This is a genomic window from Klebsiella sp. LTGPAF-6F (genome assembly GCF_001753185.1).
Lineage (GTDB): Bacteria > Pseudomonadota > Gammaproteobacteria > Enterobacterales > Enterobacteriaceae > Klebsiella > Klebsiella michiganensis.
In genome coordinates this window covers 2,971,230-2,987,065 of record NZ_CP017450.1, presented here as the reverse complement: position 1 = coordinate 2,987,065, position 15,836 = coordinate 2,971,230, and the positions used below count along the sequence as shown (strand labels likewise).

15 protein-coding genes are annotated in these 15,836 nt (G+C 56.9%); 3 read left to right on the top strand and 12 right to left on the bottom strand.

The window, feature by feature from the left end; translation table 11 throughout:
- Positions 1–645 precede the first annotated feature (645 nt).
- Positions 646–879, bottom strand: a complete 234-nt coding sequence (locus tag BJF97_RS13995; protein WP_014229241.1) for a DUF2526 family protein — start codon at positions 877–879, stop codon at positions 646–648.
- Positions 880–895: 16 nt separating this feature from the next.
- Positions 896–2,494 carry an ABC transporter substrate-binding protein gene (locus BJF97_RS13990; protein WP_032693461.1) on the bottom strand — a complete coding sequence of 533 codons (1,599 nt, stop codon included), beginning with the start codon at positions 2,492–2,494 and terminating at the stop codon, positions 896–898.
- A 269-nt stretch (positions 2,495–2,763) separates the two neighbouring features.
- Here BJF97_RS13990 and BJF97_RS13985 point away from each other — a divergent pair, with 269 nt between their 5' ends.
- On the top strand, positions 2,764–4,197 hold the full coding sequence (locus BJF97_RS13985; RefSeq protein WP_014838391.1) for an aldehyde dehydrogenase: 1,434 nt from the start codon (positions 2,764–2,766) through the stop codon (positions 4,195–4,197).
- Positions 4,198–4,200: 3 nt separating this feature from the next.
- Here BJF97_RS13985 and BJF97_RS13980 read toward each other — a convergent pair whose 3' ends face one another.
- The 3 genes from BJF97_RS13980 to BJF97_RS13970 all read right to left on the bottom strand — a co-directional run bounded on the left by BJF97_RS13980 (position 4,201) and on the right by BJF97_RS13970 (position 6,553).
- Positions 4,201–5,457, bottom strand: a complete 1,257-nt coding sequence (locus tag BJF97_RS13980; protein ID WP_032693488.1) for a putative acyl-CoA thioester hydrolase — start codon at positions 5,455–5,457, stop codon at positions 4,201–4,203.
- An 80-nt stretch (positions 5,458–5,537) separates the two neighbouring features.
- Positions 5,538–6,308: an alpha/beta fold hydrolase gene (locus tag BJF97_RS13975; protein ID WP_032693460.1), complete on the bottom strand. Its 771-nt coding sequence runs from the start codon at positions 6,306–6,308 to the stop codon at positions 5,538–5,540.
- Positions 6,309–6,379: 71 nt separating this feature from the next.
- Positions 6,380–6,553, bottom strand: coding sequence for a GhoT/OrtT family toxin (locus BJF97_RS13970; protein WP_004850604.1), 174 nt, complete (start codon positions 6,551–6,553; stop codon positions 6,380–6,382).
- Positions 6,554–6,750: 197 nt separating this feature from the next.
- Between BJF97_RS13970 and yncL the strand changes: the two genes are divergently transcribed.
- Positions 6,751–6,843 carry a stress response membrane protein YncL gene (yncL, locus tag BJF97_RS13965; protein WP_004101822.1) on the top strand — a complete coding sequence of 31 codons (93 nt, stop codon included), beginning with the start codon at positions 6,751–6,753 and terminating at the stop codon, positions 6,841–6,843.
- A gap of 52 nt (positions 6,844–6,895) precedes the next feature.
- Here the strand turns inward: yncL and BJF97_RS13960 are convergent, their stop codons facing one another.
- Positions 6,896–7,180: a hypothetical protein gene (locus BJF97_RS13960; RefSeq protein ID WP_014229236.1), complete on the bottom strand. Its 285-nt coding sequence runs from the start codon at positions 7,178–7,180 to the stop codon at positions 6,896–6,898.
- 559 nt (positions 7,181–7,739) lie between these two features.
- Between BJF97_RS13960 and BJF97_RS34160 the strand changes: the two genes are divergently transcribed.
- Complete coding sequence (locus BJF97_RS34160; protein WP_014229235.1) at positions 7,740–7,862, top strand: small membrane protein; 123 nt, start codon at positions 7,740–7,742, stop codon at positions 7,860–7,862.
- A 356-nt stretch (positions 7,863–8,218) separates the two neighbouring features.
- On the opposite strand, the gene patD is transcribed toward BJF97_RS34160, so the two are convergent.
- The 6 genes from patD to BJF97_RS13925 all read right to left on the bottom strand — a co-directional run bounded on the left by patD (position 8,219) and on the right by BJF97_RS13925 (position 15,424).
- Entirely contained in the window at positions 8,219–9,646 is a 1,428-nt protein-coding gene (gene patD, locus BJF97_RS13955; RefSeq protein WP_032693459.1) for an aminobutyraldehyde dehydrogenase, read from the bottom strand.
- A gap of 22 nt (positions 9,647–9,668) precedes the next feature.
- Positions 9,669–10,475 carry an ABC transporter permease gene (locus tag BJF97_RS13950; protein ID WP_032693458.1) on the bottom strand — a complete coding sequence of 269 codons (807 nt, stop codon included), beginning with the start codon at positions 10,473–10,475 and terminating at the stop codon, positions 9,669–9,671.
- Positions 10,465–11,394, bottom strand: a complete 930-nt coding sequence (locus BJF97_RS13945; protein ID WP_042945096.1) for an ABC transporter permease — start codon at positions 11,392–11,394, stop codon at positions 10,465–10,467. Before BJF97_RS13945 ends, BJF97_RS13950 begins: the two co-directional genes overlap by 11 nt.
- A gap of 1 nt (position 11,395) precedes the next feature.
- Positions 11,396–12,406 (bottom strand): ABC transporter ATP-binding protein, encoded by a 1,011-nt coding sequence (locus BJF97_RS13940; protein ID WP_014229231.1) that lies wholly within the window; start codon positions 12,404–12,406, stop codon positions 11,396–11,398.
- 19 nt (positions 12,407–12,425) lie between these two features.
- Complete coding sequence (ydcS, locus tag BJF97_RS13935; RefSeq protein ID WP_014838383.1) at positions 12,426–13,571, bottom strand: putative ABC transporter substrate-binding protein YdcS; 1,146 nt, start codon at positions 13,569–13,571, stop codon at positions 12,426–12,428.
- Between the two features lie 440 nt (positions 13,572–14,011).
- Positions 14,012–15,424: an aminotransferase-like domain-containing protein gene (locus BJF97_RS13925; RefSeq protein WP_004850592.1), complete on the bottom strand. Its 1,413-nt coding sequence runs from the start codon at positions 15,422–15,424 to the stop codon at positions 14,012–14,014.
- Positions 15,425–15,836 lie beyond the last annotated feature (412 nt).

The window sequence follows — 15,836 nt, the reverse complement described above, 5'->3', positions numbered from 1 at the left end:
ACAGAAAGGACAAAGGTTTAGCCATTTTCAGGGAAAACCAATGTCCTCTCGTTCTGGGTGCGTCCCTCGGAGTTTCCGTACGCTCGTCCCAGCCGCTCGAAGTGTAGCAACCCACCCCGAAACGGTACCCCAACGTTGGCCTCATCTGCTCTGGCTCGCGTGGTGTGGGGCTATGCCGCCGTACTTCCCGCAACTCAATGCGCGAACGGCCCGACACAATAACAAGTCACCACCCCGGCTGCGCGTTCACGATGACCGGGTTTACTTACTGTACCTCGCCAACCTGGCTGGACTGCCTCAACGGGGATACAGCTCTACGGCGACCACGCCCGGAGGCGCTGAACTACCGCAGCAATCGCAAGTGCGATCGGCGCGGATTTTAACCCCATTTTAGTTGTGGTTGTCAAATAGTATGTTCGATATTTTTTGCTGTCCGGCATTGATTGGGAGTCAATTGCGCATCGAAAAATGTACGATTTCCCTTCCCCAAAACTTTTTTTATTTTACTGAAAAATAAGGATTATTTTTTTCGCTGCCATAAGAAAATAACCCCCACTTAATGGGGGTTATCTTTTTGAAATATATGAAGATTGTTAGTGTGAAAAATGACTGTCTGGTGGCCAGACGCCAGTTCTAGCGGCGTAACTAGTGAATCTCGCCGCCGCGGGTCAGCTGCTCCCGGCGAGCTTCCTGCTCCTCGTGCTGCTGGCGGCCGTGGTGGGCGATGGCGTTACGCAAACGCTGCTGCTGAACGTAGCGCTCTTCCCGCCCCAGCCCCGCGTCATCGCTCAGCGCGATCAGCAGTTCATTCATATGGCTAATAACGCTTTCGGCAATCGCGGCGTCCACGCGCGCGACGACCTCATCCAGATGCGACATGCTTCTCTCCTCCGGCTTAATTGAGTTTAACTTTGGAAAAATCGCTGCCCATCAGGCTCACGCTGTAGCCGCTCACGTTGCTGCGCGTCGCGTAGAAGGTATTACCGGTCGCCAGGGTGATCCAGGGGGCCTGCTGCTGAAAAATCTCCTGCGCCTGAGCGTAGAGTCCGGCGCGCGCCTGCGGGTCGCTGACCAGGATAGCCTTTTTCACCAGCGCATCGTAGGTCTTATCGCACCAGCGGGCAACGTTAGAGCCGGTTTTAATGTTATCGCAGCTTAACAGGGTGCCGGCGAAGTTATCCGGATCGCCATTATCAGACATCCAGCCAAACAGCGCGCTGTCGTGCTCGCCTTTGCGCATGCCGGCGAGGTATTCACCCCATTCATAAGTAACGATTTTGGCTTTGATCCCAACCTTGCTCCAGTCATTTTGAATCATCTCGGCAATACGTCGGGAATTGGGGTTATACGGCCGCTGCACCGGCATCGACCACAGGGTGACTTCGGCCCCTTTTTCCAGCCCGGCCTGCTTGAGGAGATCTTTCGCTTTTTGCGGATCGTAGTCGTAATCAGGCAGATCTTTCTTATAGCCCAGCATATTGGCGGGGATCGGCGATTTCGCGACGCTGCCGGAGTCCAGGAAGACCGCTTTCACGATTGCCTGCTTGTCGGTAGCGTAGTTCAGCGCCTGGCGCACCAGTACGTTATCAAACGGCTTTTTCTCGGTATTAAAGGCCAGATAGCCTACGTTGAGCGCCTCAACCGCATGCAGCGCCAGATCTTTATTGCCCTTAATCACCGGGAACTGTACCGGCGACGGCGCGGGGATAATCTGGCATTCATTGGTTTGCAGCTTCGCCAGACGCGTCTCAACGTTCGGTGTGATCGAGAAAATCAGGTGTTTGGTCGGCACGTCACCGTCCCAGTAGTGCGGGTTGGCGACATAGCGGATCAGCGAATCCGCTTTATATTGCTGCAGCGCGTAGGGTCCGGTACCAATAGGCCAGGTATCGACATACTCCGGGGTGCCTTTTTTCAGCATCGCATCGGCATATTCGGCAGACAGAATCGACGCAAAATCCATTCCCCAGTCGGCGAGGAACGCCGCGTTCGGCTCGTTCAGCACAAACTGCACGTGATAATCATCGATTTTTTTGACGTCTTTGATCAGCTTATCCAGCCCAACGTCGTGGAAGTATTCGTAATGTCCCTGGGAAACATTATGGTACGGATGGCTGGCATCTTTCTGCCGCAGCACCGAGAACAGCACGTCATCGGCGTTGAAATCACGGGTCGGCTTGAAGTATTTGTTGCTGTTGAACTGCACGCCCTTACGCAGGGTGAAAGTCCAGGTTTTACCGTCCGGGGAGACGCGCCATTCGGTGGCCAGCGAGGGAATCGGCGTATTTTTGACCGGGTCAAAGTTTATCAGGCGGTTATAAAGCACCTGGGAACTGGCGACGAAAGACGGGCCCGAGCTGGCAATCTGCGGGTTGAAAGATTCCGGCGAAGCTTCGGAACAATAGACCAGCGTATCGTTGCCCGCTGCCCAGGCGCCTGCCGCCGGCAGTAGCGCGCTCAACGCCAGCGCAAGAAACGTTTTCCCTGTAGACATGGTTATAAGCCTTATGAATTTGTTATAAGTCCTTTAATAACAGCACAGGAGAATTCAACCGGCAAATAATCAATTGCTATCAGGTTATGCTAAAAACCGCGTTTTCGCCGATAAATTCAACATCCTCTCGATTGGCGTCATCGAACGTCTTCATAAATGTGAACCCTGCGCAAAGTTACGAAAAAAGCGGGCGATAACCGCCCGACCGCCAGCGCGCGGCGGCGCAACCCGGTACACTCGGCAAATCGTAACGCCAGGAGAAGCCAATAATGACAATAACCTGCAATCTGTACACCAACGGCCAGTGGCATGATGCTGAAGGTCATGCCACCTTTACCCGCGATAATCCGCTCACGCACGAACGCGCCTCCGTTGCCAGCGCCGCCAGCCTGGCGGACGCCCGCCGCTGCGCCGCTGCCGCCGGCGCGGCGTTCCCGCAGTGGCGCGATACGGTACCCGCCGAGCGCCGACGTCTCCTGCTGGAGGCCGCGGAAGAGATGCTGCGCCGTGAGGCAAAATTTATCGCCGCGATGGCGGCGGAAACGGGAGCCACCGCGCACTGGGCCGGTTTTAACGTTCATCTGGCCGCCGATATCCTGCGCGAAGCCGCCGCCCTGACCACACAAATTGAGGGCCAGGTGATCCCTTCCAACGTGCCGGGAAATCTGGCGTTGGGCATCCGCCAGGGCGCAGGCGTGGTGCTTGGCATGGCGCCGTGGAACGCGCCATTAATCCTCGCGACCCGCGCTATCGCCACGCCGCTGGCCTGTGGAAATACGGTTATCCTCAAAGGCGCGGAGCTTTCACCGGCGACGCAGGGGCTGATTATCGATGCCCTGGCGGCGGCAGGCTTTCCCGCGGGCGTGGTCAATTATCTGACCTGCGCCCCCGCCGACGCGCCTGCGCTGGTGGAGTTACTGATTGCCCACCCCGCCGTACGCCGCATCAATTTCACCGGCTCCACGCCGGTGGGGCGGATAATCGCCCGCACCTGCGGCGAACATCTGAAACCCGCGGTGCTGGAGCTCGGCGGCAAAGCACCGCTGCTGGTGCTGGATGACGCCGATCTCGAACAGGCCGCCGCAGGCGCAATTTTTGGCGCATTTGCCAACGCCGGACAAATCTGCATGTCCACCGAGCGCATCATCGTCGACGCGACAGTCGCGGAAGCGTTTGTGGCGCAGCTGGCCAGACGCGCCGCCGCCCTGCCCGCCAGCCTGCTCGGCCCGGTGGTGGACATGAAGACCGTCACCCGCTGCAATGCCTTGATAGAGGACGCGCTGGCGAAGGGGGCGCGCCTGCTGGCCGGCGGCCTATCCGATTCGACGCAAATGCGCGCCACCCTGCTTGATGGCGTCACCCGGGAAATGCGCATCTGGCATGAGGAGTCGTTCGGTCCGGTGAAATCGATTATTCGCGTTAAGGACGAAGCTGAAGCGCTGGCCGTCGCCAATGAAAGCGAATATGGCCTCTCGTCGGCGATATACAGCCGGGACAGCGCCAGGGCGTGGAACCTGGCGCAAAATCTGCAAACCGGCATTTGCCACATCAACGGCCCCACCGTACATGACGAAGCGCAAATGCCGTTTGGCGGCTGCAAATCGTCAGGCTACGGCCGCTTTGGCGGACGCGCGGGAATTGCCGAGTTTACCGAGCTACGCTGGGTAACGCTGCAAACGGTCCCGCGCGAGCTCCCGTTTTAAGCCTCAGGGCTGCCAGTGGTTATTGAATTCCCACAGGCGATTGAAGGCAACATCATCAAGCTGCCGTTCTGCGGAAGTGTTGCCGCGGAACGGCCGGGCGGTGGTGGCCGCAGCGTCCCAGGGGGAAAGCCGATCGTAGCTTTGATCGATAATACTGTTGGCAATAAGCACCTGCCCGTTAGCGGTTTTACCCGCTAAATAACCGGTCTTCCCCGCCCCCTGATCCCAGGCGCGGCCCAGCTTCGCCTTGAAGCTGCCCTGATAGCCGCCGTCGCCGGTAAAGCGGCTATTCTTCACCAGAAAGCCGTATGGATTATCCGGCAACGTATTCGGCGCAAGCACGTATGCCTCAGGCGAGCGGCGCGTTGAGACGGTGTGAAAATGGACGTTATCAAAAACGGCGTTCGCCCGGCCAAAGACGTAGTCCACATCCCCTTCGACGTAGCTGTCTTTCACGTATACCCGGCTGATACGGTCGGTTACCGCCTCATTGCGCCGATTGCTGGTATTTACGTAGAGCGTGTCCTGACGTCCGAGCAGGCGGACGTTCTCCAGCTGCACGCGATCGCCGTCCGTCCGCAGCGCCACGCCCTGATGCGTCCCACCGTCGACGGTATCCAGCAGGCTATTGGCTACGCTGAGATTCAGCAGCTGAAAATCCGCACTTTGCGACCAGACCACCGCCGCGCAGTTGGTGCCTATCGTCTTGCTGGTTCGCCCGGCGCACAGCGCATACTGATACCATGCCGGATCGCCTTCGCGGTATTGCTGTTGGCTATTTACCCGCTGGCGATAGCGCGCTACCGAGAACTGCGAGTCTATTGCCAGCTCAATTTTCACCTCTTCAGGACTATCTCCGGCGCCGTAGAGGGTTATCGGCGGCGCGCCTTCAGGGATATAGACCGTCTCCCGATAGATGCCCGGTTCGATGCGGATATAGATGCGCGCCTCCTGCGCCCCATGCTGGCCTATTGCCGCGTTAACCGCCTGCTGAATGCGGGTGAACGGCGCTCCCGACGGCGCCACGCGCCACGCGCTCTCGGTTTGCGGGAGGTGAACCGGCGATGGCGACCAGGGGCCATCGGGGGCACTTAACGCGCCGCCTTGCGCAAAATAACGCTCAATGGTGAAGGTTGCCGCTTCTGCCGCCGTAAGCTGCGGACGGGAGGTCGTCCCGCGCGGAGTTTGCGTCGCGCACCCTTGCAGAAGCAGCGGTGTAAAGAGTAAAGCCGAGATACCCAGGATAGTGATTTTTCGCATTTCACGCTCGCCATGAATAAAAGAAACCATATATCAAAATAAATAAAATATAGTTTCTTTTTATACGCAGCGATCACGAATCAGACTTCTGCCTCAATGGCGGAGTAAAAATCGGCCAGCGTACGGGCCAGCGCCGATGGGTTTTCCCACGCCATTGAGTGCCCGGCCTGGGGTATCACCAGCAGCGGGATCCCGGCGGCTTCGCTATCCGTCGCTTCCCGGGCCGGTAGCGAATCTTCACCGTATATCAGAGCCTTAGGACAGGATAAGTGGATAAAGCGGCTAAACCAGGAGGGATTAACGCCCTTCACCAGGCTGGTCGCGCCGCGCCACACCGCCCAGGGGGCGCTGTTTTGCAGACAGCCGGCCCAAGGCGAAGCGTCGGCGGACAGCATGTCGGCGTAGCCGCGAGCAATAAAGCGTTCTTCAGTCTGTTCGGCGATACGTCTACTGTACATGCCGCCCCCGGGATAGAGATTAGGCTCGGCCACCAGCAGCGCCCGCACCCGTCCGGCGAGCCGCTCGGCCGCTTCAATCGCGACGCTGCCCCCCATGCTGTGGCCATATAGATAGCAGCGCTCAAGCCCTAAGCGGTCCAGCAGCTCAACCACCACCCCGGCCTGATCGCCAATACGGTAGCCGAAGGACTCGGGTTTATCGCTGTAGCCGAAACCGGGTAAATCGACAAGAATCATTCGCCGCCCGGCCAGCGCCGGGTCGGCGGCAACGCGCGGATAGTCATAGGTAGAGGCGCAGCCCAGGCCGTGGATAAAAACAACAGGGTCGCCGCGACCGGGCAGATCGAGCCAGCGCACTATAGCGCCAGCCTGTGAAGAGTAAAAACTAAGCATCGAAAAGGCTCCGTGAGTGATGACTGTTTTTTTATACAGTCATAACCAAGAGTGAGCCATCAATTTTTCCTTCAAAACAGGGAGACCAGCAGCGCCATGGGAAAACTGAACGGCCATGTCGCACCAATCAACAGCGCCGCCAGCAGGCGGATCCAGCGGCTCTCTTTCGTTAAGAACCAGCTGATTACCGCGCAGATGAAGCCCATAACTCCGTAAAAAATCAGCATTTTCTGGTATAACGTCATTTTTCTTCTTCCTTCCCTGACAAGCATTTTCGCCGACCGCGATGCCTTTTCGCACCCCCAGAGTGCGTCAGAGATTATGGTATTTTAAAACAGGTAACAGGGTTAATTTCAGAAAAACGCCCGATTCGTCTTTGTCCGATAGCGCAAACTTTGAGCTCGTACTATAAATGTAGAGGCTTATTTATAAAGGTGGCGTTATGGATGTTTCCAGCAAAACCGTTCTTCTGATAAATGTCGGCGCGGCACTTGCGCTTATCGGCCTGTTATCCGTTCGTTTTGGTTGGTTTTAGCGATTTTACTCAGCAATGAAACCTAAAAAAGCAGCCCATGAAGGCTGCTTTTTTACGATTTGAAAGACCCCGGCTCCGCAGCAGACAGGGTCTTTTGCGCGGTAATCAGCTTCTGGACGTCGGGATTCCAGGCCGGCAAAAGATCGACTTTTTCACTATCCCATGCGGCCGCCATGCAGACCGGTTCCGCGACGCCCTGCTCTTCACAGCCCATAATCTGTTTGGCCGGAAAATTCCCGTAAAGCATCGCCGTGGCGCAGGCCACAAAAAGGAAACACGCTATTTTTTTCAAAACAATATCAACTTCGAAGCAACAAATTGCGCCGAATGTTCGCATGAGCGGCTATAGAAAGTCAAACCTGCGTCCTTTCTCTTATCAACGTCCTGGATATGCGTAATATTTAACATAAATATTACAATTACGCAGAATCTAAAGATTATCGCGCGCGAATAAATATCACCGGATTTATATTACCGATCGCAGGCATAATAATTTCATCTGCCGCGCCCAATAACATGATTATTAATAGGGTTAATGCCGGGCCTCAATATCATCCCGGCACGACCGCCAACGCTTAACGGTATAGTTAAAAACAAAGGCGCTTTTCATACCGGTGGGGAATTGTTTACTGTTCTTTATACTCGCCTGGACGCGATGCCGGTATGCGATCATCATTATTAGCAGGTTCCAGGGCAGCCAGGATTGCAGTAGAATGACCCCACAATTAGAAATTATTTATACATCAATAGATTACAACGGCAGCAGACAGCCAGACATCCCCGCCAGGTTTTAAATGATAAGAAATATCATTTGCGTTATTTAGCACAAAATCATACATTCATAATCACAAGTTATGCGAAGCTTGTTTTTTACTCATTTATTTTTGAGGTGGTACATGTCAGGAATCGCCCTTCTCATTGTGGCGCTTATTTTACTCATTGCTGCAATTTATAATCTTTTTTCCTATGTTCGCGAACGTCGCCAGGCGAATTTACCGAGCAAAAAAACAAAACGTTAGTCTGATAATCATTTTCGAAAAACCAGATGACCTGATACGTAATAAATTGATGACGCTACGATATCAGGCGCACTCGCAGTAACAAACCCGCAGCGACCGTACAACAAAAAGCCCCTGCATATCATGCAGGGGCTTACGAATCATTATCAATCGTTGCAGTGTCCCGTTAAGGGTGCATCCTGCACCCTGGGGGGTACCAGCCCCATCCGGCGCTTATCTCCGGCACTCATCATGGCTTAGCTCTTGAAGGGGCATGAGAATATTCTCATAAAGCAGCGCTTCCGTTTTAGCTTTTTTTGCTATAACTAACTATTAGCAGGGTAATCAGTCCGCTTCGCGATTATCACGAACGCGTCCTATCCGTGCTTAATCATGACGTGCCGGATCGTGGTGTAATCCTCCAGACCGTACATCGACATATCCTTGCCGTAGCCCGAAAGCTTCTGCCCGCCGTGCGGCATTTCGCTCACCAGCATGAAATGGGTGTTAACCCAGGTGCAGCCATACTGCAGACGCGCGCTCAGGCGATGCGCCCTGCCGACGTCCCTGGTCCAGACCGACGAAGCCAGACCATACTGCGAATCGTTGGCCCAGCTCAGCGCCTGCTCTTCGTCATGAAATGAGGTAATACTGACAACCGGGCCGAAGACCTCGCGCTGGACAATCGCATCTTCCTGCTTCGCTCCCGCCAGCAGCGTCGGCTGATAGTAGTAACCGTTGCCTGGCGCTTTGCTGCCGCCGGTGACCACCTGAATATGCGGTAGCGCGCGGGCGGCATCGACGGCGGCGCAGACTCTGTCCAGATGCGCCTGCGAGCTCAGCGGCCCCAGCTCGGTCGTTTCGTCTTCCGGCGGGCCCATCTTCAGGCTGGCGACCGCGGCGCCGAGTTTTTCCACCAGCTGGTCATAAACTCCGGCCTGGGCGTAAATCCGGCAGGCGGCGGTACAGTCCTGGCCTGCGTTATAGAATCCAAAGGTCCGTACGCCCTCCACCACCGCGTCGATATCCGCGTCATCAAAGACGATAACCGGCGCTTTCCCGCCCAGTTCCATATGCGTACGTTTAATCGACGATGCGGTATGGCCGATGATATGCGCGCCGGTGGCGATCGAACCGGTCAACGACACCATGCGGACCTTCGCGTGAGCGGTCAGCGGATCGCCGACCGTTGCGCCGCGGCCAAACAGCACGTTAAGCACCCCGGCCGGGAAAACGTCTTTTGCCAGCTCACCCAGTTTGAGTGCCGTTAAAGGGGTGATCTCCGAGGGTTTGATCACCACGCAGTTGCCTGCCGCCAGCGCCGGGGCCAGCTTCCATGCCGCCATCATCAGCGGGTAGTTCCAGGGCGCGATGGAGGCCACCACGCCAACCGGGTCGCGGCGAATCATGGAGGTGTGGCCTTCGAGATACTCACCCGCCGCCATGCCCGGCAGACAGCGGGCCGCGCCGGCAAAGAAGCGGAAGACATCGGCGACCGCCGGTAGCTCATCGTTGACCACGCAGTGCAGCGGCTTACCGCAGTTGAGCGATTCAAGCTCAGCCAGCGCCTGCGCATGTTCAGTAATCACGTCCGCCAGCGACAACAGACATTCGGCGCGGAACTTCGGCGTGGTCTGACTCCAGCTAACAAAGGCCCGATCCGCGGCCTCAACCGCAGCGTCTACCTGCGCCGCCGTGGCCTCAGCAATCGACAGGATCTCGTCACCGGTGGCGGGATTAAACACCGGCACGGTCTCGCCTTCTCCAGCCACTAACTTACCGTTAATCAAAAGGTTATTTTGCATAGCATTATCCTGTATCGATATTTTATTTTCCGTTTTCAGCGCTGACGTCGCCGTCACGGGTGAGCCACCAGGCCCCCAGAATCGGCATCATCGTCACCAGCATCACCAGCAGCGCAACCACGTTGGTCACCGGGACATCGCGCGGGCGTCCGAGCTGATTGAGCAGCCAGAGCGGCAGCGTGCGCTCGTGCCCGGCGGTGAACGTGGTGACGATAATTTCATCAAACGACAGGGCAAACGCCAGCATACCTCCCGCCAGCAGCGCCGACCCCAAATTGGGCAACACCACATAGCGAAAGGTTTGCCAGCCCGTAGCGCCTAAGTCCATCGACGCCTCTACCAGGCTCCAGGAGGTCCGGCGAAAGCGGGCAATGACGTTGTTAAACACCACAACGACGCAGAACGTCGCATGCCCCACGACGATCGTCAGCAACCCGGGTTCCAGATTGACGGCCTTGAAGGCAGTGAGCAGCGCCAGTCCGGTGATAATGCCGGGCAGTGCTATCGGCAACAGCAGCAGTAGCGAGACGGCGTTCTTGCCAAAAAACGTGCTGCGCCATAGCGCACCTGCAGCCAGCGTGCCAAGTAGCAGAGCGATAGCGGTGGAGAGCGCGGCGATTTTAAGTGACAACGTCACGGCATCGATAATATCCCCGCGCTCCGCCGCTTCGCTAAACCAGCGCAGCGTCAGGCCCTGTGGCGGAAAGCTGAAGGCGGCGTCTTCGGTATTAAACGCATAGAGCGCGATAATCAGCAGCGGGAAATGGAGAAAGATCACCCCTCCCCAGGTTGCCACTTTCAGGAGCAGCGGTGCGCGTTCAGAGTGCATCAAACGCTCCCAGACGTTTCACAAACGCCAGATAAAGGGCAATCAGCACGATGGGCACCAGGGTAAACGCCGCCGCCATGGGCATATTGCCAATCGCCCCCTGCTGGGAATAGACCATATTGCCGATAAAGAACCCCGGCGGCCCCACCAGCTGCGGAACGATAAAATCGCCAAGCGTCAGGGAGAAGGTAAAAATCGAACCTGCGGCAATGCCGGGAATCGCCAGCGGCAGCACCACGTAGCGGAAGGTCTGGCGCGGACGAGCGCCCAGATCGGCGGAGGCCTGAAGCAATGATGGCGGCAGGCGTTCCAGCGCGGCCTGCACCGGCAGGATCATAAACGGCAGCCAGATATAGACGAACACCAGGAAGCGCCCCAGTCCGGACGTCGATAGCGTATTGCCGCCGACCGCCGGGATCGTCAGCACCATGCTCAGTACGCTTTCCAGGCCAAGATGGCGCAGGAACCACTGCGCAACGCCATCTTTCGCCAACAGCAGCGTCCATGCATAGGCTTTGACGATATAGCTTGCCCACATCGGCAGCATCACGGCGATGTAGAAAAACGCCTTCATCTTGCCCCGGGTATAGCGGGCCATGTACCAGGCCATAGGCAAGGCCAGAATCGCGCTGGCGACGGTCACCGACAGCGCCATCGTCAGGGTACGGATAATGATGTCGTAGTTCGCCGGGTTAAACAGCGCCTGCAGATTGGCCAGCGTCAGGTCGTGAGTGACCGACATGGTGAAATCGTCGAAGGTGTAAAAGCTTTGCCATAGCAGGGTCAGCAACGATCCCAGATAGACAATGCCAAACCACATGAGCGGGCCAAGCAGAAGCAAAAACAGGGCCAGCGAGGGTTTACGCCAGAACAGCGCGGATACGCGCCCGGTGGTGGCGGACGGAATCGCCATCGTCATATCAGCCTCCGCTCTCCAGCGGCACCATCGCCGCTCGCGACCACGAAGCCAGCACCGTTTGCCCTACCGGCGGCGCGTTTAGCGCGGCATGGCCATCACTATTCGCCTGGCTCACCAACAGCTTCTCGCCATTCGCCAGCTTGAGTTCGACGCGGGTCGCGGCCCCCTGATACTGCACCGCCTGCACAACGCCCTCCGTCTGGATCTCCCCGGCAACGTTCAGCCGGATATGTTCCGGGCGCAGCGACCACGTTCCCGCCATCGCGCACAGCTTGTGCGCCTGCTCGCTGCTGAATACGTTGGCGGTGCCGACAAAGCCGGCCACAAACGCCGTTTTAGGCCGCAAATAGAGGTCCTGGGGCGCATCAACCTGTTCGATTCGCCCATTATTAAACACCGCCACGCGATCGGACATCGACAGGGCTTCGCCCTGATCGTGGGTCACAAAAATAAAGGTAATGCCCAGCGCCTGCTGCAGTTTCTTTAGCTCCAGCTGCATCTGTTCACGCAGTTTTAAATCCAGCGCCCCGAGCGGCTCATCCAGCAGCAGGACGCGCGGCTGATTCACCAGCGCGCGGGCGATCGCCACCCGCTGGCGCTGGCCGCCGGAAAGCTGCGATGGCCTGCGCGCGTGGACAAACGCGAGCGCGACCTTCTCCAGCGCCTCCAGCGCGCGGGCATGCCGCGCTTTCTTACCGACGCCTTTGACCATCAGCCCGTAGGCGACGTTATCGAGGACCGACATATGAGGAAACAGCGCGTAATCCTGGAACACCGTATTCACGTCGCGCTGCCACGGCGGCAGTTCGCTGGCCGCTTTACCAAAAATGCGAATGGCGCCGCCCGAAAGCTGTTCAAACCCGGCAATCAGGCGCAGGCAGGTGGTTTTGCCGGAGCCGGAGGGCCCCAGCATGGAGAAAAATTCGCCATCGCGAATGGCGATGCTGACGCCGTCCACCGCCCGCACGTCGCCGTACAGCCGCGAAACATTATCGAACTCTACCGCGTGCATGTTCTTCGCCTCCGGCGACTTAACGACCGCCCATAATCGCAATGTAATCCTGAGTCCAGCGGCTATAGGGAACAAATTTCCCGCCTTCCGCTACCGGCGTTTTCCAGAACGCGATTTTGGCAAATTCGTTGTAACCATTGGTCTCGCAGCCTTTGTCCCCCAGCAGCGCGCTGGCTTTGCACCCCTCGGGTACCACCGGTAGCGAACCAAACCAGGCCGCGACATCCCCCTGCACTTTCGGCGTCAGCGACCAGTTCATCCATTTATAGGCGCAAACCGGGTGTTTCGCGTCGCTATGCAGCATGGTGGTATCCGCCCAGCCGGTGACGCCCTCTTTCGGGAAAACGGTCGCAATCGGCTGACCTTCCGCCTTCAGACCGTTGGCCTGATAGGGCCAGGCGCTGGAGGCCACGACGCCTTCGTTTTTAAAATCGCTCATCTGTACGGTGGTATCGTGCCAGTAGCGATGAATCAGGGCGTGCTGATCGCGCAGCACCTTGAGTACCGCCTGATATTGCGCTTCGGTAAGCTGATAGGGGTCACTGATGCCCAGCTGCGGCTGGGTGGCTTTGACGAACAGCGCGGCATCGGCAATATAAATCGGCCCGTCATAGGCCTGCACGCGGCCAAGGTTGGTTTTACCGTCCGGCAGGTTTTGTTTGACGAACACCACGCTCCAGCTGTCCGGCGGCGTCGGGAAGGTTTTCGTGTTGTACATTAGCAGGTTCGGCCCCCACTGGTAGGGAGTGCCGTAAACCTTACCGTTGACGTTGAACCACGCGCCATTTTCCACGCGCGGGTCGAGGGACTTCCAGTTAGCGATCAGCGCGGTGTCAATCGGCTGCACGCGCTTGCCCATAATCAGGCGCAGCGAGGCGTCGCCGGACGCGGTGACCAGGTCATAACCGCCTTTCGCCATCAGGCTGACCATCTCGTCGGACGTGGCGGCGGTTTTGACGTTGACCTGACAGCCGGATTCTTTTTCAAACTGAGTTACCCAGTCGTAGCTTTTATCGGTCTGTCCCCGTTCGATATATCCCGGCCAGGCGATAATATCGAGACGGCCTTCGCCTTTATCGAGAGATGTCGGCGGCTCGGCGGCCTGCGCCGTCAGGCAAACCATACCCAGCACGCAAAGGCTGCCACGGGCAATTTTTTTGCTCATCGGGTCTTACTCCTGTCACAAGAAAATGAGCGGCAGCCATGCCGTAAAAATATCTCCCTTAATAACAGTAGACGGCGCGCTATGGCCTCCCGGGGAAATTTATTCAGGTTGTGACAAGGGGCGCATTACGCACAAAACGTGCGACACGGGCTAACTTTGCGGATTATAGACAAGCGGTTAGCGAGTTAATATGACTATGCAAATTTCATATGGTTTACCGCGGAACAATAATAACGGGCATGATATTCAGCCTGCGTCAGCGACATATTTTTAAGGAAAGGGATAACCGCTGGATATAAAAAAACCGGATAAATGAAAAAACCGTTTTCTCTGCCGCCGCGCTTTTTTGCCGGGTGGCGGCCGGACCGGTCAGGGATATTCTGCGCTTGCCCGGGCGCCACTAAGCTTCCCCTGCCCGGGCAAGCGGACCGCCATCCCAGCTACGCCAGCATCTCGCGAATCAGTTCGCCCAGCCGCTTAACCCCCTGCTCCTCTCTTTCTCCCCAGCCCCACGCGGTATTAAAGCGAAAAAATGCGGTCCAGCTGGCGGAGGTGGAGAACATTTTCCCCGGCGCAATGCTGATATTATACGCCAGCGCGCGGGCGCTCAGCTCCCCCGCGTCGCTCCCGGCGGGAAGCTCGAGCCAGAGAAAATAGCCGCTGTCGCTATGATGGATTTTCACCTCCGCGGGCAGATGGCGCAGCAGCGCCTGCCAGGCCAGCTGCTTGCGCTCGGCAAGCTGGCGGCGCAAACGCCGCAAATGGGCGTCATAGCGCTTGGTCGAAAGGTAATCCACCAGCGCCAGCTGCATGGGTGAACTGGTTGAGAGCGTGCTCATCAGCTGTAGCTGCTGAATGCGTCGGGCGTGCCTGCCCGCCGCCACCCAGCCAATGCGGAACCCGGGGACCAGGCACTTGGAAAAAGAGCTGCAGTGCAGCGTCATATCGTCGCGATCCCAGTACTTTGCCGGCAGCGGTTTCTCGCGGCCGAAATAGAGCTCGCTGTAAACATCATCTTCAATCAGCATCACCTTGTAGCGCGCCAGCAGCGCGACCAGCTGCGTTTTTTTCTCCGCGCTGAGGGTAAAGCCGAGCGGGTTTTGCCCGTTGGTCATCAGCCAGCAGGCTTTAACCGGGTAATTCTGCAACGCCTGCTCCAGCGCGTCGAGGTCAATGCCCTCTTTGACATCGGTCGCCACCGACAGCGCCTTCAGGCGCAGCCTCTCCAGCGCCTGCAGCGCCCCGTAGAAGCAGGGGTTTTCCACAACGACCCAATCGCCCGGTTCAGTAACGGCCTGCAGGCTAAGGTTCAACGCCTCCAGCGCTCCGGCGGTGATGACGATTTCATCCGGCGAGATATTCATTCCCTGCAGCGCGTAGCGGCGGGCAATGGCATGGCGGAGTTCATCATTCCCCGGCGGCAGGTTTTCAATCACGCTCATGGCGGTGGCGGTTTTGCTGACCTGCGCCAGAGAGCGGTTAAGCTGCGGCAGTGGAAACAGGCGCGGATCGGGAAAAGCGGAGGCAAAGGGCAGCATGGACGCCTGACGGCTGGCCTGCAGCACCTCGAAAATGTAGGTGTTGATATCAACGGACTCATCGCGCGTCACTTGGGCGGGCGGCTCAGGCTGGCGCTGTTTGATCGGCTGCGGCGCGACATAATAGCCGGACTGCGGGCGGGCAATGATCCGGCCCTGGCTTTCCAGCAGCTGGTAGGCGTGACTGACGGTCATGAAACTCATCCCGCTGCTGACCACCTGTTCCCGCAGTGAGGGCAGCCGGTCGCCGGGTAACCACACCCCAAGGCCAATCTGTTCGGTAATCTGCTGCGCCAGCTGCTGGTACTTTTTCATATAACAATCCGCAAGAAAATGTCAGCACAATTGTATATCAGTTTATAAAATAGGCCAGTATTTATATACTGACCTATTTACAAAGATTGGCATTGGCGATAGCACGAATTACTTACAGCTAAGCCATTCGTTTATTGCTCATATATCCACCTGATGCAGAATAAACTCAAGTGATTAAACGATAAGCTATTATTTAAAATAGCATAACCATCCCACTAACAACCAGTATCCAGAAAAAAGTCATAATTAACAAAACAGTACACAAGCTACGAAGTCCATTAGTCGACACAATCACATCCTCTGTAAAATATAATCAATAAATACACTATCCAATAACAACCCATAAGATTACGGGTATGTATTAAACATATCCTTAACTCAGCGCTCAAATCACGCTGAGTTAAAATCCCAG